At 60.9% G+C, this 21,520-nt stretch carries 17 protein-coding genes and 1 pseudogene; 9 read left to right on the forward strand and 9 right to left on the reverse strand.

Annotated elements, in window-relative coordinates:
- Window positions 1-9 precede the first annotated feature (9 nt).
- Together FHS06_RS11565 and FHS06_RS11570 are read right to left on the reverse strand one after the other, a co-directional pair.
- Window positions 10-699, reverse strand: a complete 690-nt coding sequence (locus tag FHS06_RS11565; protein WP_167049427.1) for an ABC transporter ATP-binding protein — start codon at window positions 697-699, stop codon at window positions 10-12.
- Entirely contained in the window at window positions 696-1,751 is a 1,056-nt protein-coding gene (locus tag FHS06_RS11570) for an ABC transporter permease (protein ID WP_167049429.1), read from the reverse strand. Before FHS06_RS11570 ends, FHS06_RS11565 begins: the two co-directional genes overlap by 4 nt.
- A gap of 156 nt (window positions 1,752-1,907) precedes the next feature.
- Here FHS06_RS11570 and FHS06_RS11575 point away from each other — a divergent pair, with 156 nt between their 5' ends.
- Together FHS06_RS11575 and FHS06_RS11580 are read left to right on the forward strand one after the other, a co-directional pair.
- Window positions 1,908-3,098, forward strand: a complete 1,191-nt coding sequence (locus FHS06_RS11575; protein ID WP_167049431.1) for a sensor histidine kinase — start codon at window positions 1,908-1,910, stop codon at window positions 3,096-3,098.
- Window positions 3,095-3,724 carry a response regulator transcription factor gene (locus FHS06_RS11580; RefSeq protein WP_167049433.1) on the forward strand — a complete coding sequence of 210 codons (630 nt, stop codon included), beginning with the start codon at window positions 3,095-3,097 and terminating at the stop codon, window positions 3,722-3,724. The genes FHS06_RS11575 and FHS06_RS11580 overlap by 4 nt, the downstream gene beginning before the upstream one ends.
- A gap of 4 nt (window positions 3,725-3,728) precedes the next feature.
- On the opposite strand, the gene FHS06_RS11585 is transcribed toward FHS06_RS11580, so the two are convergent.
- From FHS06_RS11585 to FHS06_RS11605, 5 genes are all read right to left on the reverse strand, one after another.
- A complete protein-coding gene (locus FHS06_RS11585) occupies window positions 3,729-5,783 on the reverse strand; it encodes a M3 family metallopeptidase (protein WP_167049435.1) in 2,055 nt (684 codons plus the stop codon).
- A gap of 30 nt (window positions 5,784-5,813) precedes the next feature.
- Entirely contained in the window at window positions 5,814-6,062 is a 249-nt protein-coding gene (locus tag FHS06_RS11590) for a hypothetical protein (protein ID WP_167049437.1), read from the reverse strand.
- Between the two features lies 1 nt (window position 6,063).
- A complete protein-coding gene (gene valS / locus FHS06_RS11595; protein WP_167049440.1) occupies window positions 6,064-8,643 on the reverse strand; it encodes a valine--tRNA ligase in 2,580 nt (859 codons plus the stop codon).
- Between the two features lie 104 nt (window positions 8,644-8,747).
- Window positions 8,748-9,311, reverse strand: coding sequence for a GNAT family N-acetyltransferase (locus FHS06_RS11600; protein ID WP_167049442.1), 564 nt, complete (start codon window positions 9,309-9,311; stop codon window positions 8,748-8,750).
- Window positions 9,312-9,434: 123 nt separating this feature from the next.
- Window positions 9,435-10,751 (reverse strand): MFS transporter, encoded by a 1,317-nt coding sequence (locus tag FHS06_RS11605; protein WP_310734810.1) that lies wholly within the window; start codon window positions 10,749-10,751, stop codon window positions 9,435-9,437.
- 248 nt (window positions 10,752-10,999) lie between these two features.
- On the opposite strand from FHS06_RS11605, the pseudogene FHS06_RS14420 reads away from it, so the two are divergent.
- The 6 genes and pseudogenes from FHS06_RS14420 to ndk all read left to right on the forward strand — a co-directional run.
- Window positions 11,000-11,128 (forward strand): annotated as a pseudogene (locus FHS06_RS14420) (type IV toxin-antitoxin system AbiEi family antitoxin domain-containing protein); the annotation flags it as partial.
- 102 nt (window positions 11,129-11,230) lie between these two features.
- Window positions 11,231-11,824, forward strand: coding sequence for an endonuclease domain-containing protein (locus FHS06_RS14030; protein WP_341780195.1), 594 nt, complete (start codon window positions 11,231-11,233; stop codon window positions 11,822-11,824).
- Between the two features lie 376 nt (window positions 11,825-12,200).
- Window positions 12,201-15,587 carry an isoleucine--tRNA ligase gene (ileS, locus tag FHS06_RS11615; protein WP_167049446.1) on the forward strand — a complete coding sequence of 1,129 codons (3,387 nt, stop codon included), beginning with the start codon at window positions 12,201-12,203 and terminating at the stop codon, window positions 15,585-15,587.
- Complete coding sequence (locus tag FHS06_RS11620; RefSeq protein ID WP_167049448.1) at window positions 15,584-16,936, forward strand: bifunctional folylpolyglutamate synthase/dihydrofolate synthase; 1,353 nt, start codon at window positions 15,584-15,586, stop codon at window positions 16,934-16,936. Before ileS ends, FHS06_RS11620 begins: the two co-directional genes overlap by 4 nt.
- Window positions 16,924-17,349: a DUF4233 domain-containing protein gene (locus tag FHS06_RS11625; RefSeq protein ID WP_310734811.1), complete on the forward strand. Its 426-nt coding sequence runs from the start codon at window positions 16,924-16,926 to the stop codon at window positions 17,347-17,349. The genes FHS06_RS11620 and FHS06_RS11625 overlap by 13 nt, the downstream gene beginning before the upstream one ends.
- A 1-nt stretch (window position 17,350) precedes the next feature.
- A complete protein-coding gene (gene ndk / locus FHS06_RS11630; RefSeq protein ID WP_167049450.1) occupies window positions 17,351-17,767 on the forward strand; it encodes a nucleoside-diphosphate kinase in 417 nt (138 codons plus the stop codon).
- A 43-nt stretch (window positions 17,768-17,810) separates the two neighbouring features.
- On the opposite strand, the gene FHS06_RS11635 is transcribed toward ndk, so the two are convergent.
- Entirely contained in the window at window positions 17,811-18,404 is a 594-nt protein-coding gene (locus tag FHS06_RS11635; protein WP_167049452.1) for a vitamin K epoxide reductase family protein, read from the reverse strand.
- A 293-nt stretch (window positions 18,405-18,697) separates the two neighbouring features.
- Between FHS06_RS11635 and FHS06_RS11640 the strand changes: the two genes are divergently transcribed.
- Window positions 18,698-21,064, forward strand: coding sequence for an Rne/Rng family ribonuclease (locus FHS06_RS11640; RefSeq protein WP_167049454.1), 2,367 nt, complete (start codon window positions 18,698-18,700; stop codon window positions 21,062-21,064).
- On the opposite strand, the gene FHS06_RS11645 is transcribed toward FHS06_RS11640, so the two are convergent.
- A complete protein-coding gene (locus tag FHS06_RS11645) occupies window positions 21,061-21,348 on the reverse strand; it encodes a DUF4031 domain-containing protein (protein WP_167049456.1) in 288 nt (95 codons plus the stop codon). The two genes, FHS06_RS11640 and FHS06_RS11645, sit on opposite strands and share 4 nt — an antisense overlap.
- Window positions 21,349-21,520 lie beyond the last annotated feature (172 nt).

Here is a 21,520-nt window from a genome sequence, read left to right on the forward strand (position 1 = left end):
ACGCCTCTGCTACGCGCTCACGCGTGACTTCGTAAGAATCCCGTCACGCAGTTCCACGACCTCGTGCATTTGCGGTGCGAGCGCAAGGTCGTGGGTGACGAGCAGTGTGGCGGTTGATCGCTGAGTCGTGAGGTCGACTAAGAGCGACATAATCTGCACGCTTCGTTGACTGTCGAGTGCGCTGGTCGGTTCGTCCACGATAAGGACACTTGGCTCATTGATGAGTGCGCGCGCGATGTTGATGCGCTGACGCTGGCCACCCGATAGCTGGTGAGGCCGTTTGTGACTGTGCTCACTCATTCCGACAGCATCGAGCAGCTCGTCGGCATGAGACCCGACGTCACCCCGTGCTCGACGTTTCCGCCCCGCGAGTTCATTCATTACGATCAGCTGCTCGCGAGCTGTCAACGACGGCAGGAGATTCGCCGACTGGAAGACTATTCCGATGCGTTCGCGGCGGAGCGTTGTGGCGTCATCGGCTGAGAGCGCTGCGGCATCCACTCCATCGATCACGACCTGACCGCTGTCGGGACGGATGAGTGTGGAAGCGACGGCAAGCAAGCTCGACTTACCTGACCCCGATGGGCCGGTCACACCTGTGACTGTGCCGGGCAGCACGCTAAGCGACACGTCGTCGACGGCTCGAACGCGCGTTGCGCCATCGGGGAAGGTGAGCGTTACGGAGGTGAGGGTGATCATCGGTTGCTCCCGAGTGCTGTGAGTGGATCTGCAGTTGTTACGGAGCGAAGGGCGAACGCAGCGCCGACGAGACCGACAACGATCATGAGGAGAGCCGGCACAACTGTGGTGAGCGGGCTCAGCAGAAACGGCAGCGAACCCTGTATCGCGAGGCCTGCTCCGGTGACTACCAGCATCCCGACGGCTGTGCCGCCTGTGAGCACCACGAGCGCTTGCCCCAGCGCGTCGCGGCGCAGAGCGGATGTGCTCGCCCCGAGCGCTTTAAGAATCGCCACATCGCCGCGGCGCTGCATCGTCCAGACCGTGAAGAAAGCTCCAACGACGAGAGAAGAGATTCCAAAAAGAAGGGCGACGATCAGCAGAAGCGAACCTATTTCGGAGCGGAATGCCGGCAGGGTGGCGAGAGCGCCGACGACGGATGCTGAGGTTGTGCCGGCTTCCGCGTCGACCGTGCTCCACGACGCTTCTCCCTTGACGAGCAGTGCCGTCGCGAACGCATCGTTATTGCCCGTCGCTGCCTGCAGCGCTTGCCAATCGCCGAGAGTGAGGCGAACAATCGGAGTATGGCTGTACCAGTCGTCGCCGGCCACGGCACTGACTGTAAAGTCCAAACCGGCAATCGTCACGGTGTCACCGACGGCGGCATTCAGCTCCGATGCAGCCGGCGTCGACAGCAGAACATCGCCCTTCGAAACGCCCGCGACATCATCTTCGCCGTAGACGGCTACCGCGATTCGCTCGTCGCTCGTCTGTGCGCGGAGCTGACTGATTCCAAGACCCGTAACGCTGTCTATGCCAGGACTGTTCGCCCACTCAGTTTTCTGGGCCGTGGTAACGGCGGAGTCGGCGAGCGAAGGCGTTGCGCCAGTGCTGCTTGGCGCGAGGACAACTCGGTCGGCGGGCAAGCTCACCACACCGGAGATGTTCTGCCATGCCAACCCACCCGTGAGCCCACTCAGAAACCCGACGAGAATTGTGATGAGTGTGACCACCGCGACGATGAGTGCGAACCGGCCACGGGCAAATCGAATATCTCGCCAAGCGACGAACATGTGTGCTCCTCAGTCGAAATGTGTGATCTCAGCCTCTCGCCGCATACTCGATTGCGCATCGGTAGTCAGAGTGAGGGTTCGCAACCCCGGGGATGAGAGCCACTCCACCTTTTGAACGATGTCTGTGCCTGTTGCTCCCCATAGTCTTGTGAGGATATGAGTGCGCATCATCAGACGGTGAGTCCAATCGTCGTGGGGCTGCAAATCGGTTTGCAGGCGCTGTTTGCGTTGTTGCTCGTCTTTGTCGTCTTCATTACCGGAATCGACGGAAACTCGCGTTGGGGCCTGATTCTGGCCGCGAGTGTAGCGATCGCTGTCGCTTACGCCTTGATATTGCTTTCTCACACGCTGCGTTCTGCCGCGCGTCGCATCCGCGCGCAGCGAATCTGGTTCGTCGTCCTCGCGTTGCTTTGGATAGCTCTCGTGATAGTCACGCCCTACGCCGCATACCTCGTGTTCCCACTGTTTTTTCTCGCACTCGATATCTCCCCACCGCGCTGGGAAGTACCGCTGGTCTTGTTGCTCACAGCAGCCTCGATCGGAGCGCTGGGTGTTCACGGGGAATGGACCGTTGGAGGCGTTGTCGGGCCGATCATCGGAGCGGGCGTCGCGCTCCTCATCGGGATGTCGTCGCTCGCACTCCGGCGCGAAAGCGAGGCGTACGAGCGGCTCTACACAGACCTTTTGGCGACACAGGGCCGCTTAGCTGCCAGCGAGCGTGCGGCGGGAGTGCTCGCCGAGCGCGAGCGACTGGCACGGGAAATTCACGACACCGTTGCTCAGGGGCTTTCGAGCATCACACTCCTGTTGAGTGCCGCCGAGCGTAAAGATCCAGCATCAGCTGCAAGGTCTCAAGTGAGCTTGGCCCGCGAAGCCGCCACGGCAAGTCTCGCTGAAGCTCGACGGTTTGTGCGCGAACTCGTGCCGCCGCCGCTCGACGAGCAGAGCCTTGGTGGAGCGCTGCGCCGACTCGCGGCGAGTGCATGGGCGGCGTCAGAGCTTGAGATCGATATTCGCGTGGCCGACGCGCTTGAAATTGCGATGCCCATCCAAACTGCGCTCCTGCGCGTCACTCAGGGCGCGATGGCGAACGTCGTTGCACATTCGTCGGCACGCCACGCTTGTATTGAAATCGTCCGGGAACCGGATGTGCTCGTTCTCACAGTAGAAGATGATGGAGTCGGTTTCGATCAGACCCTCGTCGAGCGAGACGCAGAAGCTCGCGGCTCCTTTGGTCTGCGGGCTACCCGCGAACGCGTCGAACAATTTGGGGGATCTGTGCGCATTTCAACGCAGCCCGGTCAGGGTACCCGCATGACAGTGCGCATTCCGGACGAACTGCAATGAGCCGGGTTGTACGTGTTGTCATCGGGGATGATCACCCAGTGGTGCGCGCAGGGCTTCTTGCGCTGCTCAGTACAGCTCCCGATGTCGAGGTTGTCGGTGAGGCAGCAACTCCCACCGAAGCGGTAAGCGCTGCGGCCAGCACGAAGCCCGATGTTGTATTGATGGATCTGCAGTTCGGAGCCGCTGAGACCGGCGCAGACGCAACGCGTGCGATCATCGCGAGCGAGCCGCATCCTGCCGTGCTCATCCTCACGAACTACGACACGGATGCTGACATCCTCACCGCGATCGAAGCCGGAGCGAGCGGATACCTCCTCAAAGATGCGCCGGCGGACGACTTGCTTGCTGCGATTCGCGCTGCGGCGGCAGGAGAAAGCGCCCTTGCCCCCGCGATAGCTGGCCGCCTAATGAATCGTCTCCGGAGCCCCGCCGTTTCACTATCTGCACGCGAAATTGACGTCCTCAGCGCTGTTGCCGAGGGATTGAGCAACGCAGAAGTAGCCGCGCGCTTGTTCGTCAGCGAAGCGACCGTGAAGACGCACCTAGCGCACGTGTACACGAAGCTTGGAGTCGCTTCACGCAGCGCTGCCGTCGCCGCAGCGCGGACGCACGGCATCTTCCGGTGAACGCTTAGCTCGTGAGTCCCCGACGCTCCAACAACGGAGCGATGTCGGCATCCCGTCCGCGGAAGTTACGAAACGCATCGAGCGGGTTCTGTGACCCACCGACCCCGAGTACGAGCGAGCGGAAACGTTCACCATTTTCGAGCGCGAGCCCGCCGTTTTCGCCGAACCACTTCACGGTGTCAGCGTCGAGGACTTCGCTCCAGATGTAGGAGTAATACCCCGCGCTGTATCCACCGGAGAAGACATGCGCGAAGTAGGTGGACGAGTACCGCGGCGGAATGACGGGGTTCTGTAGGCCAATGTCGTCGAGAGCGTCTCGTTCGAATGCTGCGACGTCACTGACTGTGGCGGCATCCGCTGCACTGAGCGAATGCCACGCCTGATCGAGCCAGGCTGCAGCCAGATATTCGCTCGTTGCAAATCCCTCATTGAAAACCGCCGACGCTGTGAGGCTCTCAACAATCTCTTGCGGAAGCGGCGCACCGGTTTCGACATGGCGAGCGTAGTTCTGCAGGACCTCTGGCCAGTAGATCCACATCTCATTGACTTGGCTCGGGAACTCGACGAAGTCGCGGAAGACGTTAGTTCCACCGAACGAAGGGAACGTCACACGTGCGAAAAGACCGTGGAGCGCGTGTCCGAACTCGTGAAAAAGCGTGGTCACCTCGTCGAGGGTCAGAAGCGTCGGTTCGCCTTCGGCTGGCTTCGAAACGTTGAGATTGTTGACGACGATCGGATGCTCGTCGCCCAATGCCGACTGCACCGTGATGGAATTCATCCACGCACCGCCGCGCTTAGAGTCGCGCGTGTACAGATCGAGAATGAACAGCCCAATGGGTGAACCGTCGGACTCGTGCACTTCGAACACTCGCGCGTCTGGGTGGTACGCGCCGACATCTTCGCGTTCGGTGAACGTGACGCCGTAGAGGGCGGATGCCGCGAAGAACACTCCGTCTTTGAGTACGCGGTTGGCCTCGAACCATGGTCGAAGCGCGGCGGTATCTAGATCATATTCTGCCGCGCGCACTTTTTCGGTGGCGTACGCCCAGTCATAGGCCTTCAGCGGGTATGACTCATCTACGCCTTCGTCGATGATGCGCTGCAGCGCACTTTGCTCCGCGGCGGCATTTCGAGCGGCGGGCACGGCAAGACGGCGCAGCATTGCTGCTACGGCATCCGGCGAACCGGCTGTTTCGCCCGACGTGATGAACGCCGCATGGGACTCGAACCCGAGGAGCTCTGCGCGTTCGGCACGCAGCCGCACGATCTCAAGAAGTACGTGATCATTTGGGTGAGCGCCGCCCGCGGTGCCGCGCGCACGGGACGCATGCATGAGCTTCGCGCGAGTTTCTCGTGACGTGAGCGAGGCGAGAAGCGGATGCCCTGTGAACAGGCGGAGGGTGATCAAATACCCCTCAAGCCCGCGTTCGCCGGCCGCAGCCTTCGCCGACTGCAACTCGCCTGAGCCGAGACCGGAAAGTTCCGAATCATCAGTGAAATGCAGTGCGAGGTCGTTTGTGTCAGCGAGCAGGTTCTTTTCAAACGAAGTTGTGAGCACCGAGAGGCGCTGGTTGAGTTCGCGAAGGTCGCGTTTCGCTTCATCATTCAGGCCCGCACCTGCGCGAGTCATGGCGGTGAATCGCCGTTCGACGAGATACCGCGGCTCAGGGTCGGTAAGCGCGCCGCGCTCCGCGTGGACCGCGGAAACGCGTTTGTAGAGCGCGCTATCGAGCAATATTCCATCGAAGTGCGCGGACATGAGCGGTGCGAGGAGCTCGTCGATCTCTTGAATCGCTGCCGTCGCATCGGCGGAGGAAACAGTGTAAAAAGTCCGCGAAACTCGACCGAGTAGCTCTCCGCTTCGCTCCCACGCGACGAGCGTGTTCTCGAATGTTGCAGGCTCCTCAGACGCGGTGATCGCAGCAATCTGAGCGCGGTGCTCGGCGAAGCCCGCCTCGAACGCTGGCAGGTAATGGCTCGACTCGATCAGGTCGTACGGCGGAAGCCCGTACGGACGATCGCTGAGCGTTAGAAGGGGATTGGCCGAGGCATCCGTCATTGTTCGAGGGTAGCCCGCGCGAAGGGCTGCTTACGCGAACTCGTCGTCTTCGTCGTGCCGCACGACCGCGTTGCCTTCATGGTCAAGAGTGACGATTGTGCCGGTCTCAAGCTCTGCGACGGGGCGACCCTCGAGAAACGTGAGCGTCCAGCGAGGTGTCGCTGCGGCAAGCCCGTCCGGGATCATTGACTCTTCAACGCGCGCGATTTCGGCGTGCAGTGCGGCCGGTACGGCGGTCGGCGGTTGCGTGCCGACGCTCCAGCGGGTTCCGAGTTGCATGTCAGACCTCCTGCGGTGCGAGTTCGATGTGGGTGACGGCGGTTGTCTCACCCGAAACGTAGTCGATTTCTGCGATGCGGCCCACGGCCTTGAGGTCGTCTTCGGCGAGCCGGAGCGCCGCGAGTGCGACCGGCGCCCCCGCGATCGTCATCCGTGCGACGGCTGTCTTTTGCGACGCTTTGGCCTCAGTCTTGGCGCGTCGAATACCGATCAGGGCTTCTCCGACGATCGACAGTACGGCAGTGTCACCGTGGGTTTCTTGAACCTCGGGCCACGCTGCTGTGTGAATCGAGCCTTCGTTGAACCACGACCATGATTCTTCGGTGGCAAACGACAGGACGGGCGCGAGCAGCCGCAGCAAGGACGAGAGGGCGATACGCAGCGCGAGAGCCGCAGATGCCTGAGCTTCGTGACGCTGGTCGTACGCGCGTTCTTTTACGAGCTCGAGGTAGTCATCGCAGAATGTCCAGAAGAACGACTCAGTGATTTCGAGCGCGCGGGCGTGATCGTAGTTTTCGAGAGCTGTTGTGGCATCCCGAATCACCGTGTTGAGGTTTGCGAGCATCGACGCGTCGAGCGGGTGCGTCACTTCTGCACCCTCGGGCACCGGGAACGACAGCACGAACTTCGCCGCATTCAGCACCTTGATCGCAAGGCGACGACCAATTTTGATCTGGGTCGGGTTCTGTGGGTCGAAAGCCGCGTCCGTGCCGAGGCGGCTAGAGGCTGCCCAGTAGCGCACAGCATCCGATCCATGCTTTTCGAGGATGTCGGCAGGCGTAACGACGTTGCCCTTCGACTTCGACATTTTCTTGCGGTCGGGGTCAACGATGAAGCCAGAGATGGCCGCGTTTTTCCACGGTGTGCGGTTGTCTTCGAGCGCGCTTCGCAGCATGGTCGAAAAGAGCCACGTGCGAATGATGTCTTGACCCTGCGGGCGAAGGTCGAACGGCGCAACAAGGTTCCAGAGCTCCGGGTCGCGCTCCCAGCCACCCGCGAGCTGCGGCGTAAGCGATGACGTCGCCCAGGTGTCGAAAATGTCGCGTTCGGCATCAAAACCGCCGGCGACGCCGCGCTGGTCTTCGCTGTAACCGGCAGGCACATCGGTGGTGGGGTCCACAGGAAGAAGCGAAGCGTCGGGCACGAGTACGCGGTCGTAGTCGCGCTCACCGTTCTCATCGAGCGCGTACCAAAGCGGAATCGGCACGCCGAAGAAGCGCTGACGCGAAACGAGCCAGTCGCCGGTGAGCCCGTTGGTCCAGTTTTCGTAGCGCACGCGCATGAAATCCGGATGCCACGCCACCTCATGACCGAGGCTCACCAGCTTCTCGCGAAGTTCCGCATCACGAGCGCCGTTTCGCACGTACCACTGGCGGGTCGACACGATTTCAAGCGGGCGGTCACCCTTCTCGAAGAACTTCACGGCGTGCGAGAAGGGCTTTCCAACTTCCAGCAGCTCGCCCGATTCGGTCAGCAGCTCAACGATGCGCTTTTTCGCGCTGAACACAGTCTTTCCAGCGAGCTCTGCGTAGTGTGCCTTCGCCGAGTCGCTGACAAGTGCAGCGGGAGCATCGGCGACGATGCGGCCGTCCTTGCCCATGATTGTGCGGTTGGGGAGATCGAGTTCGCGCCACCAGATGATGTCGGTGACGTCACCGAACGTACAGATCATCGCGATGCCCGAGCCCTTGTCTTTCTGCGCAAGCTGGTGCGCGAGAACTGGCACTTCAACGTCGAAAAGTGGGCTGCGAACAGTGGTGCCAAACAGCGGCTGGTAGCGCTCGTCATCCGGGTGTGCAACGAGCGCGACGCACGCAGCGAGCAGCTCGGGGCGGGTGGTTTCAATCACTACGTCACCGCTGCCGTCGCTCTTGTGGAAAGCCACTCGGTGGTAGGCGGCCTGCTGCTCACGGTCTTCAAGCTCGGCCTGTGCGATCGCCGAGCGGAAGTCGACATCCCAGAGCGTGGGTGCCATCGACTGGTACGCCTCGCCCCGTTCGATGTTTTTAAGGAAAGCGAGCTGACTGCTACGCATCGTCTCGTCCGAGATTGTGCGGTACGTCTGCGACCAATCGACGCTGAGTCCGAGGCTTCGCCAAAGCTCCTCGAAGAACTTCTCATCTTCGACAGTCAGCTGTTCGCACAGTTCGATGAAGTTGCGGCGGCTGATCGGCAGCTGGTCGGCAGCCTTGCTGCTCTTGTTGTCGCCACCTTCGTAGGGCGGCACGAAGTCGGGTGTGTAGGGGAGCGACGTGTCGCAGCGCACGCCATAGTAGTTCTGAACGCGACGTTCGGTGGGGAGTCCGTTGTCGTCCCAACCCATCGGGTAGAAGACAGTCTTGCCACGCATGCGCTCAAAGCGCACCTTGACATCGGTGTGGGTGTAGCTGAATACGTGTCCGATGTGGAGGCTCCCCGACGCCGTCGGCGGGGGAGTATCGATGCTGAACACACCGGCCCGGCCGACCTTCGCCGCAGCGGCACGGTCAAAGGCGTAGGTTGCGGCCGCTGACCACGCGGCATCCCACTTCTTTTCGAGTCCTTCGAGGGCGGGCTTGTCGGGAATGATTGCTTCGGCCACGGGAGACTCCTCGGCGATATGTGCGGCACTGTGTGAGCGTGCCTGAATGTCGGAACCCACCGATTCTAACGGCGCTTGTGGCGCTTGCGTTCCCGCGATCGCGCTCACACCCGGTCTGAACCGGATCGCCACGTCGCGCGGTCGATCGCGAACGCCAAGTGGCGCATGTCAACGCCGCGGTAGTTGACGGTGAAGCTTCGCTGCACTGTCATTCCGAGCCTGATTGCGACATTCATAGACGCAATGTTGGTATCTCGCACTTTTGCAAAGATCGCATCGGCATCCAGCGCTTCAAAGGCCCAATCGCGAGATGCCGATGCGGCTTCCGTAGCAAAGCCGCGCCCCCAGACATCGCGTCGAAAGAGGTACCCGACTTCCCACACCTCATCGGAGTCGATCAGCTGACGCGTGATCCCGCACTGACCCACTAGTTCTCCGGTCGATCGCTCGACTACAGCCCAAAGCCCGCAGCCGTCGGTTGCGTAGCGTTCACGCTGTCGACGCAGCCATGACGCGCATTCCCTGGGCGAAAAGGCACCCTCGTACGCTGTCATCGTTATCGCATCGCCGAGGATGAGTTCGAGGGCTGGGAGGTCATGCTCTTGCAGCGGACGAATGCTGAGTCTCGTCGTCTCGATCCTGAGGTCGTAGCCTTCGGTGTCTTTCACTCAACAATCCTCAGGCACTCGGCCCACACTGCTCAAGCCCAATCCTCGTGCGGTCGGAGAAGCGCACTGTGTCGGGAGGTTCTTTGCGAAGGGATCCGACGGAATGCGATTCTCCGACCGAACTCAGACGCGCTCTTGGATGCTGTCGACCTTTGTCATGCGAGATGCCGCCCACGCGGCCACTAGCGTTATCGCCGACATCGCGCCCAACACAATTCCGGGATGCCACCACGCGAAGTCGGTGGACTTGCCGAGCTCAAGCGTGATGCTCGGAACGAATCCACTCACCGTCGCCGCGATCGCATAGGCGAACGAGAGCGCCGAATAGCGGAAGTGCGCTGGGAAGAGATCTGACATGAGTCCGCCGAGGCCCGCCCACGCCATGGTGGGCAGGATGCCGCCAACGATCATCGTGCTGACGAGAATCGGGAAAGTTGCGAACTGCAGCAGGTAATACATCGGGAACGCAATCAGCAGCGTGCCAAGTGACCCGAACATCACGAGACGTGCGGATCCGATGCGCGTGGCCCACGCTCCGAATAGGGGAATAGTGACAAGCTGCAGTAACGCTCCGATAGTGGTCGCAACGAGCAGGCTCTGGTACGAAAAGCCGAGCTCAGTCACGCCGTAGTTGATCGTGTAGGTGTTCATGAGGGCGTACGAGCCGATTCCGAGAAGGGCGGCACCGATTGCTACGGCCATTGCGATTGGGCTGCTCTTGAACATCGTCAAGAAGGGAACGCGGTCGCGGCGTTTCTGCTCTTTCACACCTTCGAACACGGGAGTTTCGGTGATGTTGAGGCGGAGATAGATCGAGACTGCGAGCAGTGGGAAAGCGACGAGGAAGGGGACTCTCCATCCCCACGCGGAGAGATCCTCTGCGGGTAGCGCCGTGGTCATGATGATGAACAAAGTGGCGGAGAGGATCGAACCAACGGGCGATCCTAGTTGCGGAATTGCAGCGTAGAAAGCGCGCTTCACGGGGCTTGCATGCTCTGTTGCGATCAGGATCGATCCGCCCCACTCGCCGCCGAGCGAGATGCCCTGGGCGATGCGGAGAACGACGAGCAAAACCGCGCCCAGCCATCCTGCCTGCGCGTAGGTGGGCAATACGCCGATTAGACCCGTTGCGACTCCCATGATGCCGATTGTCCAGAGGAGCGTCGTGCGCCGGCCGAGACGATCTCCCATGTAGCCGAAGATCAGGGCGCCAATGGGGCGAACGACGAAAGCAATCGCGATCGTCAGGAAAGCGAGCGTCGTGCCGCCGACCGCGCCGAGCGGATCGAAGAAGAGCGGTCCAACGAAGAACGCGGCGAAGTACGCATAGACGTAGAAGTCGAACGATTCGAGGGACGTACCGACCATTGATGCCCACGCCACGCGGCGAGTGGGCTTCGTCGACGCGGATGAGGGGGGAAGTGTCGCAGCAGAAGTCACGAGAGACCATCCTGCCACTGCTTTCGCGTGTTGTTGCACGCAGGCCAACAATTGCTTCAACCCTTCAGGCCGAGGTGTTGCGACGGAGAATCGCGCTCGGGCGGATGAAATGCCTATTTCCGTTCCGACTTACGGCGATTCTCCGACCGATTCTTGTTCGTTCTCCACAGCTCGTTATCCGTCGCTGAAGTTCAGGAATGCGGTGCACGTCGCCGTCTAGGGCGTGCCAGCGACTCATCCTGATCTCTATGAATCTCCTTGACGCCGTCGAATCGTCTAGTGGAGTCGCACGCGTTGCGACGTTGGAGCGACGGGGTGTGAGGCGACATCGCATCGCCGACGCTCTTCACAGAGGCACTTTGATCCGCCCTCGGCGGGGGTGGGTTGCGCTTCCACACGCTGACATTGAACTTGTCGCGGCTGCTCGATCGGGCGTCGTGCTCTCTTGCATTACCGCGGCGCGTCGACGCTCCTTGTGGGTGCTTGAAGAACCCGAATATCACGTCGCTGCGGCTCCGCACGCTCGCGGTGGCACGCGTCCAGGTGCCCATGTGCACTGGGCTCAACCCGTCGTGCCGCGGCATCCTGATCACTTGGTCGACGGCGTCGAGAACATGCTGGCGATTGTCTCGTTGTGTCAACCTTTCGAGCCAGCACTCGCTGTGTGGGAATCGGCGCTTCGGGTCGGACTCATTACGAAGACAGCATTGGAGGCGCTGCCATTCCAGGCTCGCGCACGAGAAATTCTCTCCATCGCGTCGCCCTACTCTGATTCCGGCTTAGAGAGTTTTGTCATGCCGAGGTTGAAATGGATGCGGGTCCGCATCGTTCCTCAAGCGTGGATACTCGGGCATCGGGTCGATTTTCTTATTGGTGCGAGGCTCATCCTGCAGATTGATGGCGCGCACCATGTGGGCGACCAGCGAACGAGTGACAACGCCCATAATGCGCTCCTGATGATCAATGGGTTTCATGTCGTCCGTATCGGCTACGCACAGGTTGTGGGGGACTGGCCGAGCGTGCAAGACATCATCATGAGGGCAGTTGCCCAGGGATTGCACCTCGCAAAGTGACGCCGAGGCGTCCGCGTTGCGTCGGAGAATCTCATTCCCTCGGAAGATATTGCCGAAATAGCTCCGACGCCGCGCGATTCTCCGACGTAGCGGTGCTGAGCGGCACCCCGCCCCGTGATGCGGAACGGATGAGGAACATCAGCGAGCGCGCAGCGTGTGTAGCGAGTAGAATCGCTGCACACGCATTGATCCGGCTATCACCGGGGAGCACTCGGAAGAACGGCTTCGGCCAGGTAGAACCGAGCGGGTCAGGCCCGTTACAGCCGCTGTGAGAGAGGTCGGATGCTTCGGCAACCGGCAACGCAGGGTGGTATCGCGGTCCTTCCCAGGGTCGTCCCGGCACAACCGAAACGCCGACACACCTGCGAGAACACTCATGAGCTATCCGCGTCGCTCCGCCTTCGGAGCTGCAGCAGATTCAACGACCGCGAACGCCGTCGTTCCGAGCCCGCGCTTTCCCGATATCGAGCGCGACGTGCTCGATTTTTGGAAGGCAGACGACACGTTCCGTGCGTCGATCGCGCAGCGCGAAGGCGCCGAGGAGTGGGTCTTCTACGACGGCCCTCCTTTTGCCAACGGGCTGCCGCACTACGGGCACTTGCTCACCGGTTACGCCAAAGATCTCTTCCCGCGCTTCCAGACAATGCGTGGCAAGAAGGTTGACCGTGTCTTCGGTTGGGACACCCACGGTCTCCCCGCAGAGCTGGAGGCGATGAAGCAGCTCGGCATCACCGAGAAGAGCGAGATCGAAGCCATGGGCATCGAGACCTTCAACGCCAAGGCGCGAGCTTCGGTGCTGGAGTACACGCACGAGTGGGAAGACTATGTCACTCGCCAGGCGCGCTGGGTCGACTTCGAACGTGGCTACAAGACGCTCGACACGGGCTTTATGGAGTCAGTGCTGTGGGCGTTCAAGAGCCTCTACGACAAAGACCTCGCCTACGAGGGCTACCGCGTTCTGCCCTATTGCTGGCGCGACGAAACGCCGTTGTCGAACCACGAGCTGCGCATGGACGACGATGTCTACAAGATGCGCCAGGACCCCTCCGTCACTGTCACGTTCCCGTTAACGGGAGTCAAAGCCGAGTCGCTCGGACTCACGGCAGTGCGCGCACTCGCGTGGACAACGACACCCTGGACGCTCCCGACGAACCTCGCACTCGCCGTTGGACCCGAGATCACCTACGCCGTGCTCTCGGCCGGCCCCGCGGGCGCCGCCGACGTTCACCACACCCCTGAGGGTGCGTCCGATGACAAGCTTGAAGCAACGGCGCACCGCTACCTTCTTGCCGAAGATCTGGTTGGCGCACACGCGAAAGATCTGGGTTACGAGACTGCGGATGCCGCGATCGCCGCTATCGAGCGGACGATCACCGGTGCCGAGCTCGAAGACGTCACGTACGACCGTCTTTTTGACTACTACGCGGACGCCGAGACGTGGGGAACTGAGTCAGCATGGCGCATCCTCGTCGACGACTACGTCACGACCACCGACGGCACCGGCATCGTGCACCAGGCTCCGGCTTACGGTGAAGATGACCAGCGTGTCACGGGGGCTGCCGGCATCCCGCTCATCATGAGCCTTGACGACGGCGGCAAGTTCTTGCCGCAGGTGACGGATGTCGCGGGCGAACTGTGGATGGATGCCAACCGTCCGCTCATCCGCCTGCTTCGCCAGGAGGGACGCTTGCTGCGCGAAGCAAGCTACGAGCACTCTTATCCGCACTGCTGGCGCTGCCGTAACCCCCTGATCTACAAAGCTGTCTCGAGCTGGTTCGTGCGTGTCACGTCGATCAAAGACCGTCTCGTTGAACTCAACGAGCAGATCACATGGGCGCCCGACAACGTCAAGCACGGCCAGTTCGGCAAATGGCTCGAGGGCGCGCGCGACTGGTCGATCAGCCGCAATAGGTACTGGGGTTCACCGATCCCGATCTGGAAGAGCGACGACCCGGCCTACCCGCGGGTCGACGCGTACGGCTCGCTCGAAGATATGGAACGTGACTTTGGCCGGTTGCCGAAGAACGAAAAGGGCGAGGTTGATCTGCACCGCCCGTACATCGATGACTTGACTCGGCCCAACCCCGACGACCCAACTGGGCAATCGACGATGCGTCGGATCGAAGACGTCTTCGACGTGTGGTTCGACTCCGGGTCTATGCCGTACGCGCAGGTTCACTACCCATTCGAGAACCGAGAATGGTTCGACTCGCACGCGCCCGCCGACTTCATCGTGGAGTACATCGGTCAGACGCGCGGCTGGTTCTACGTGATGCACGTGCTGTCCGGGGCGCTCTTTGATCGTCCGGCATTCACTGGAGTGTCGTGCCACGGAATCGTGCTCGGTAGCGACGGCCAGAAAATGTCGAAGTCGCTGCGCAACTATCCCGACGTCAGTGAAGTGTTCGACCGTGACGGTTCCGACGCGATGCGCTGGTTCCTGATGTCGAGTTCAGTGCTTCGTGGCGGCAACCTCGTCGTGACAGAAGAGGGCATCCGCTCGGGCGTGCGCGAGTTCATGCTTCCGCTCTGGAACACGTGGTACTTCTTCTCGACCTACGCGAACGCTGCTGGGGGGCAGGCGGGGCAAGGCTATGAAGCGACCTGGCGCACGGACTCGACAGACGTTCTCGACCGCTACATCCTCGCGCTGTTGGGTGATCTTGTGCGAGATGTCGCGACCGATTTGGATGCCCTCGATTCCACGTCTGCGACAGCCAAGCTGCGTGAGTTCAGCGAAGCTCTCACCAACTGGTACATCCGTCGTTCGCGCGACCGCTTCTGGACCGGCGTGGATGCTTCGAAGCCCGAATCACGTGATGCTTTCGACACGCTTTACACGGTGCTCGAAACTCTCACGCGAGTGGCAGCCCCGCTTCTTCCGCTCATCTCTGAGCGCATCTGGCAGGGCCTGACGGGTGGCCGAAGCGTACACCTCACGGACTGGCCGGATGCCTCCGCCTTTCCCGCAGCCCGTGACATTCGTACGGCAATGGATGCTGTGCGCGAAGTGTCATCAACCGCGAACGCGCTGCGTAAGCGCGAGGGGAAGCGCGTTCGGCTTCCGCTTCCGCAGCTCACTGTGGTTGTTTCAGACGCCGCCTCGCTCGCGCAGTTCGATGAAATCGTGCGCGACGAACTCAACGTCAAGAGTGTCGCGCTCGTTGAACTGACAGAAACCGCCGCGGCTGACTATGGGATCACTCACCGCCTGTCTGTCAACGCTCGAGCCGCTGGTCCGCGCCTTGGTAAGCAGGTGCAGAATGCGATCAAGGCTGCTCGCGCAGGGGAGTGGTCGGATGAGAACGGCGTCGTCGTCGCCGGTGGCATCCAGCTCGAAGCGGGTGAGTACGACCTGGTACTTGAAACCACTGGCCGCCCAGAAGGCGAAGCACTCGGAACGCTCGATCGCGGCGGCTTCGTGCTGCTTGACACCGCAACAACACCTGAGCTCGAAGCTGAGGGGTTGGCTCGCGACCTGATCCGCGCAATTCAAGACACTCGTAAGGCTGCGGGATTCGATGTGAGTGATCGCATCGATCTCGTTCTTGCGTTCGAAAGCGACGAAGACCAGCAAGCCGTCGACAGCGTTTTCGACGCAGTCGGGGTTGCCGCTGACACTCTCGCGGTTTCCGCGTCAATCACTGCACGTAACGACAATTCGACATTCGGCACCGCACACGTTGCTGAGTTCGCCGCGGGGGCATTCGCGAATGCCGGCGACTTCACCGTTGCGGTGTCGAGGGCAGAGGAGAACCGATGAGCGCAAAAGACAAAGCGGATGCCGTCTACTCGGCTCTCCTGCAAAGACAGGGCGAGCAGTGGGTCCAGCCTCGCATCGAGCGCACGCAAAGGCTGTTGACGCTGCTTGCGGATCCGCAGCACACGTACCGCGTTATTCACGTCACGGGCACGAATGGTAAGACGTCGACGAGCCGAATTATTGAAGCCCTGTTGCGTGCGCATGGCCTGCGTACCGGTTTGTTTACGAGCCCTCATCTTGAGCGTTTCACAGAGCGAATCATGATCGATGGCGAACCGATCATCGACGATGCCGTGGCTGACGTGTGGGAAGAGATTCAGCCGTTTGTTGAGCTGATCGACAACGAACTCGTGGGCGAGGGGGATGCGCCACTGACGTTCTTTGAACTGCTAACAGTGCTCGCGTTCGTGGCTTTCGCGGACGCTCCTGTCGACGTTGCAGTCGTAGAGGTCGGGATGGGCGGATTGTGGGACTCGACGAATACCGCCGACGGTGATGTCGCAGTGTTTACACCAATCGACATCGACCACGCGAACCGCTTGGGTTCCACGGTGGCCGAGATCGCCACGGTCAAGTCGGGAATCATCAAAGACGGTGCCGCCGTCGTTTCAGCCCTTCAGAGCCCCGAAGCCGCCGCCGTTCTGCAGCGGGCTGCGGCTGCGCGCGGCACACGCGTGGCAATTGACGGGGAAGACTTTGCTCTGACAACGGGTCGACTGGCGGTGGGCGGACAACTCATCTCAGTTCGAGGCCTCGCGGGGCAATATGACGATGTCTACCTGCCCATGTATGGCGAACACCAGGGTGCCAATGCTGCTCTGGCTGTCGCGGCCGTCGAGTCTCTCATCGGAGCTGGAACCCAGCCGATTTCTGACCAGATCGTTACCGACGGTTTCAGTATCGCGACATCACCAGGTCGCCTTGAACTCGTCGGAATCGCACCAACGGTGCTGGTCGATGCAGCGCACAACCCGCACGGAATACACGCGCTTGTGGAGGCTTTGAAAACCGCCTTCGACTTCGACGATTGGGGCGTTGTGCTCGGCGTTCTAGACGACAAGGATACTGCCGGCATCGTCGCTGAAATTGCCTCCGTGGCGTCCCACGTGTTCGCTACCGCACCAGACTCAGACCGGGCCCGTGACGCCGATGGCGTAGCGGACCTTGCAGAGGCGGCTGGCCTGACTGTGACGGTTCACCCCGGAATTTCGGATGCCGCCGACGCGGCGCGTGCGTGGGCATCGGAGGGCGATCGACGAGCTGTTGTGATAGCCGGGTCTATCGTTCTCGCGGGCGAGGCTCTTCTGCTGGCGCGGGAAGAAGACTGGAAAGCTGGGTGGAACAATTGACTGCCAGCAGTGCCCCACAGCCAGCACCACAGCGCCGTGCACGCGGGGCTGCTGAATCACTCGGGTCGATCGTGCTGGGCTTCGAATCGGTCATCGTCTTTCTCGGCGGCTTAGTGGTGTACGGCCTTCGTGCGTTGCCCGACTTGGTGGCACCGTGGTGGGGGATTGTGGGCGGTGCGGTCGTAGCGCTTGTGATGATCGTGACATCCGGTCTGCTCCGACACCGTTGGGCATTTGGCCTCGGGTGGGCGCTGCAAGTGCTGCTCGCACTCAGCGCATTTCTTGTTCCCGCCATGCTTTTTGTTGCCCTCATTTTTGGCGGCATGTGGGCGTATGCAACGATCAAAGGGGCCTCACTCGACCGGCGCAACGCGCAGCTGGCACGTGAGGCCAACAACCTGAACGGAGAGTGACATGTCCACGGAAGAGACCCTCGTCTTGGTCAAGCCCGATGGTGTGGCTCGCGGCCTTACCGGCGCGATTCTTGCCCGCATCGAAGCGAAAGGGTATGCGCTTGTCGATATCCGCCTCGTGGAGCCTGATCGCGAGCGCCTTGAGCGCCACTACGAAGAGCACGCTGGTAAGCCGTTTTACGAACCGCTCGTCGAGTTCATGATGTCGGGCCCATCTGTCGCCATCCGGCTCGCAGGAAACCGCGTCATCGAGGGGTTCCGCTCCCTCGCGGGCACGACCGATCCGACGTCCGCCGCTCCCGGAACGATTCGTGGAGATTTTGGTCGCGACTGGGGCCTCAAAGTTCAGCAGAACCTTGTGCACGGCAGCGACAGCCCGGAATCAGCAGCACGCGAGCTTGGAATTTGGTTCCGCTAACGCGCTAAGCCGGGATACTGGGCGTCTTCCGCTGAGCGAGTGCTTAGAAGAAGACGCCCAGTTCTAGCTGAGCCAGGAGTGCGATCAGCGCGTAGCTCAGGATCGTCATGAGGACGATCCACGGTGTCAGTGCTCGCGCCGCACGGCGGATGCTCGTTGTCGCCGGTAGAAGCCCGCTTCGAAGTATGTAGAGGGTTACGGCGTAGAACGTTGGTATTACGACTGACCAGGTGACCATGCACCACGGGCACAGCGTATGGATAACGAAAATACTCTGACCGATGAGCCAGATGACGAACCCGATAGCGAACAGCATCCCCAGTTCGAAAAGCCACCAGAACCAGTTTGCGAATTTAGCACCTGCCAACAACGCGACGCCAACAACGATGGGCGCAATCCACGCCCCCAAGCCGATGATCGGGTTGGGAAAGCCGAAAACACTGCCTTGCGGCGAGTTGAGGTTTTCTCCACACTGCACGAGAACGCTGAAGTCACACGCCGCTTTTGAACCGGGGTTCTCAAGGAGATGGAACTTCTCCATCGTCAGAGAGAATGCCGCCCACCAACCCACAACTCCGGCAATGATGAGCCAAATGGCGAGGGTGGTAGGTCGTCTCGTTGAGGCGCTATGAGGCATGTGGGAATTATCGCATCCACTCGTGTGAGTCTGGCCCCAAGCAGTAGCCCCTGAATTGCCGTTAGCTTGCGCATTCACACAATTGGGCATCGATAGTGCGATAATGGCTCTTGATACCGTTCGCGGCCGCGCCGTAAGAGGGTATCGACGCAGACTTTGGGGGCAACGATCGCCCTCGCAGCACGAGCCAGGGGCCTGCTGCATACCGAAAGAGCTGATGGCGCCGCAGGTGCGGTGCCGCACAAGATTTTGCCGGGCGACGCGCGGTGTCGTCCGCTAGGAGTACAGCGGTGATGGCCGATGACCAGAACACTCAGTCCAATTCAGATGATCCTTCGGGAGCTGACGCTCTCGTAGCTGTCGCGCTTGACACGCTTGCGGTGACGACGGCTGACGCCGACGCCACGCCTGACGCAACGGAATCGTCTGTCTCGATAGAAGAAGATGCCGAGTCGAAACCGGCCGAAGATGCCGAGCCGTCGGTGCCGGACGGGCCGAAGACAGCTGTGAGCCTGGGCTTGCTGCCGGAGACGTTCGTTTCGCAGGTGTCGACCGCGCTCCACTTCTACGCTCCGGAGTTGCCGCCTCTGCCGGCGAGGGAGTTTGTCGATAACGAAAACCGTCGTGAGAACGAACGCGACGATCGTGACGATGAAACTTCGTCCGGCTCAGCTCGGCGACGTAATCGACGCCGAGGCGGCAGCGATCAGCGTGGCGAAAACGAGCCGCGCGAGTCGGCTCCCAGACAGCGCCCCGTCGAGGTCATCACCGAGCCGCAGCGGATCAAGGGCTCGACTCGACTCGAGGCCAAGAAGCAGCGGCGTCGGGACGGACGTGAGGCGGGACGTCGTCGGCCCGTTGTCACTGAAGCTGAGTTCCTTGCTCGCCGCGAGTCCGTCGATCGCGCGATGATCGTTCGGTCGAAGAACGGACGAATTCAGATCGGTGTGCTGGAAGATAAAGTGCTCGTCGAGCATTACGTGGCGCGAAACCAGGACGCGTCGCTGATCGGCAACGTCTATCTTGGCCGCGTGCAGAACGTGCTGCCCAGCATGGAGGCGGCGTTCGTCGACATCGGTCGTGGACGAAACGCTGTGCTCTATTCGGGAGAGGTCGATTGGGATGCCGCGGAAACCGGCAACCAGCCGCGCCGAATCGAACTCGCGCTGAAGTCTGGCGACAAAGTTCTCGTCCAGGTTACGAAAGACCCTGTCGGGCACAAAGGGGCGCGTCTGACGAGTCAGATTTCGCTTCCCGGTCGATACCTTGTGTACGTACCTGCAGGCTCGATGAATGGAATTTCCCGCAAGCTTCCTGACACCGAGCGTGCGCGCCTCAAGCGCATCCTGAAAGAAGTTCTGCCTGAGTCGTCCGGCGTGATCGTGCGTACTGCTGCCGAGGGAGCCACCGAAGAGCAGCTCACGCGAGACGTGCAGCGGTTGACCGCACAATGGGAGCACGTCAGCCAGCAGATTGAGTTGATGCAGGCTCCTGCGCTGCTGCACTCTGAGCCTGATCTGCTCGTAAAGATCGTCCGAGATGTTTTCAACGAGGACTTCACGAAGCTCCTTATTCAGGGCGAAGAAGCACAGCGCACAATCGAGGGATACCTCGAAGCTGTCGCGCCTGACCTGCTAGAGCGCGTAGAACGCTATGACGGCGATGGTGATCCCTTCGACGAGTTCCGTATCACTGAGCAGATCGAGAAAGCACTCGACCGTAAGGTGTGGCTGCCGTCGGGTGGATCACTCGTTATCGACCGAACCGAGGCGATGACGGTTGTTGACGTCAATACAGGAAAGTTCGTCGGCTCCGGAGGAAACCTCGAAGAAACCGTAACCAAGAACAACCTCGAAGCTGCTGAGGAGATCGTTCGTCAGCTCCGGTTGCGAGACATCGGCGGGATCATCGTTGTTGACTTCATCGACATGGTGCTTGAGTCCAACCGAGATCTGGTTTTGCGTCGACTTATCGAGTGCCTCAGTCGCGACCGCACGAAGCATCAGGTTGCCGAGGTCACGTCTCTCGGCCTCGTCCAGATGACGCGTAAGAAGCTGGGTCTTGGCCTGCTAGAGACCTTTAGCGAGGCATGCGAGGTGTGCGCCGGCCGTGGAGTCGTCGTTCACCACGATCCTGTCGTTCGCCACCGCTCTTCGCAGGGCAATGGCAACGGCAGCGGTAGCAACGGGACTAGCAACAACAATGGCGGAAACAACCGTCGCGGCCGCAACCAGCCTCAGGCGTCCTCTGCACAGACGCCCACGGGGTCCACCCACGTCATCACTGAAGGTGTGAAATCGGCGATCGCTCAGATTGCCGCATCGACGATTTCTTCAACCGGCGAAGAGAACTTTGACGCTGCAGCACTCGAAGCCGCGGCTGTCGTGGTTGCTGAGGCATCCGTCGCGGCAGACGCGGCGTCCGAGCGTCCTGAGCGCCCCAAGAAGCAGCGGAGAAAGCGTTCCGACAGTTCGTCGAAGTCAGACTCCAACCCGTCGGCGCCACGAAAAGAGCGCGACGAAAAGGATTTGCTTCTCGATTCTGTGCTGAACGCTTTGCCTGCTCCGAAAGCGCCAGGACAGGGTAGGTCTCGCCGTCGGGTATCGACAGCTGGGCTCACGCCCGGATCACCGATTCTGCCGCCAGCGTCAGACAGCTAGCTGGAAGCTTTGGGTTTGCGTGTGCGATCTTTTGCTCGCACACGCAAACCTGAAGCGATCAGCGTTTTGACAAGCGTGTGCCCGTCAACGTGGCGGGCTCCGGCAGCGACCAGTCTCTCGTGCGACTTTTCTGGCACGTCGTAGTGGTCAAGGTCAAAACCACGGCGGGGTATGCCTTCTGCTGCGGCGAACTTATGCAGCTCTTCCAGCGAGGTGTCGCTCACCAGATGTGCCCACAGCATCCCGTGCGCGGGCCAGAGTGGATCGTCAATCAGGATCGCCATCTTCTGATCGTATGTCTGGCGGCGGCCTCGCGTGCCGGATGCTGACGTCGTCGTAATCGAACTCGGCGTTTCACTACAGCGGATCTGCTTTTGCCCTGTAGCTTCGCATCAGGTAAAGTATTCCTTTGGTGCGTCTTGTGTAGCAGTTTTGCTGCGTCACGAATGAGAGCCT

The organism is Microbacterium halimionae (assembly GCF_011761265.1).
Taxonomy (GTDB): Bacteria; Actinomycetota; Actinomycetes; order Actinomycetales; family Microbacteriaceae; genus Microbacterium; species Microbacterium halimionae.

Excerpts from the sequence above, each read along its gene's own strand:
- FHS06_RS11575 (WP_167049431.1), top strand. The coding sequence starts at position 1,908 with ATGAGTGCGCATCATCAGACGGTGAGTCCAATCGTCGTGGGGCTGCAA.
- FHS06_RS11590 (WP_167049437.1), bottom strand. The coding sequence starts at position 6,062 with ATGCAACTCGGAACCCGCTGGAGCGTCGGCACGCAACCGCCGACCGCC.
- FHS06_RS11570 (WP_167049429.1), bottom strand. The coding sequence starts at position 1,751 with ATGTTCGTCGCTTGGCGAGATATTCGATTTGCCCGTGGCCGGTTCGCA.
- FHS06_RS11635 (WP_167049452.1), bottom strand. The coding sequence starts at position 18,404 with ATGCCTCATAGCGCCTCAACGAGACGACCTACCACCCTCGCCATTTGG.
- FHS06_RS11585 (WP_167049435.1), bottom strand. The coding sequence starts at position 5,783 with ATGACGGATGCCTCGGCCAATCCCCTTCTAACGCTCAGCGATCGTCCG.
- ndk (WP_167049450.1), top strand. The coding sequence starts at position 17,351 with ATGTCCACGGAAGAGACCCTCGTCTTGGTCAAGCCCGATGGTGTGGCT.
- FHS06_RS11645 (WP_167049456.1), bottom strand. The coding sequence starts at position 21,348 with ATGGCGATCCTGATTGACGATCCACTCTGGCCCGCGCACGGGATGCTG.
- FHS06_RS11580 (WP_167049433.1), top strand. The coding sequence starts at position 3,095 with ATGAGCCGGGTTGTACGTGTTGTCATCGGGGATGATCACCCAGTGGTG.
- FHS06_RS11640 (WP_167049454.1), top strand. The coding sequence starts at position 18,698 with ATGGCCGATGACCAGAACACTCAGTCCAATTCAGATGATCCTTCGGGA.
- FHS06_RS11620 (WP_167049448.1), top strand. The coding sequence starts at position 15,584 with ATGAGCGCAAAAGACAAAGCGGATGCCGTCTACTCGGCTCTCCTGCAA.
- ileS (WP_167049446.1), top strand. The coding sequence starts at position 12,201 with ATGAGCTATCCGCGTCGCTCCGCCTTCGGAGCTGCAGCAGATTCAACG.
- FHS06_RS11565 (WP_167049427.1), bottom strand. The coding sequence starts at position 699 with ATGATCACCCTCACCTCCGTAACGCTCACCTTCCCCGATGGCGCAACG.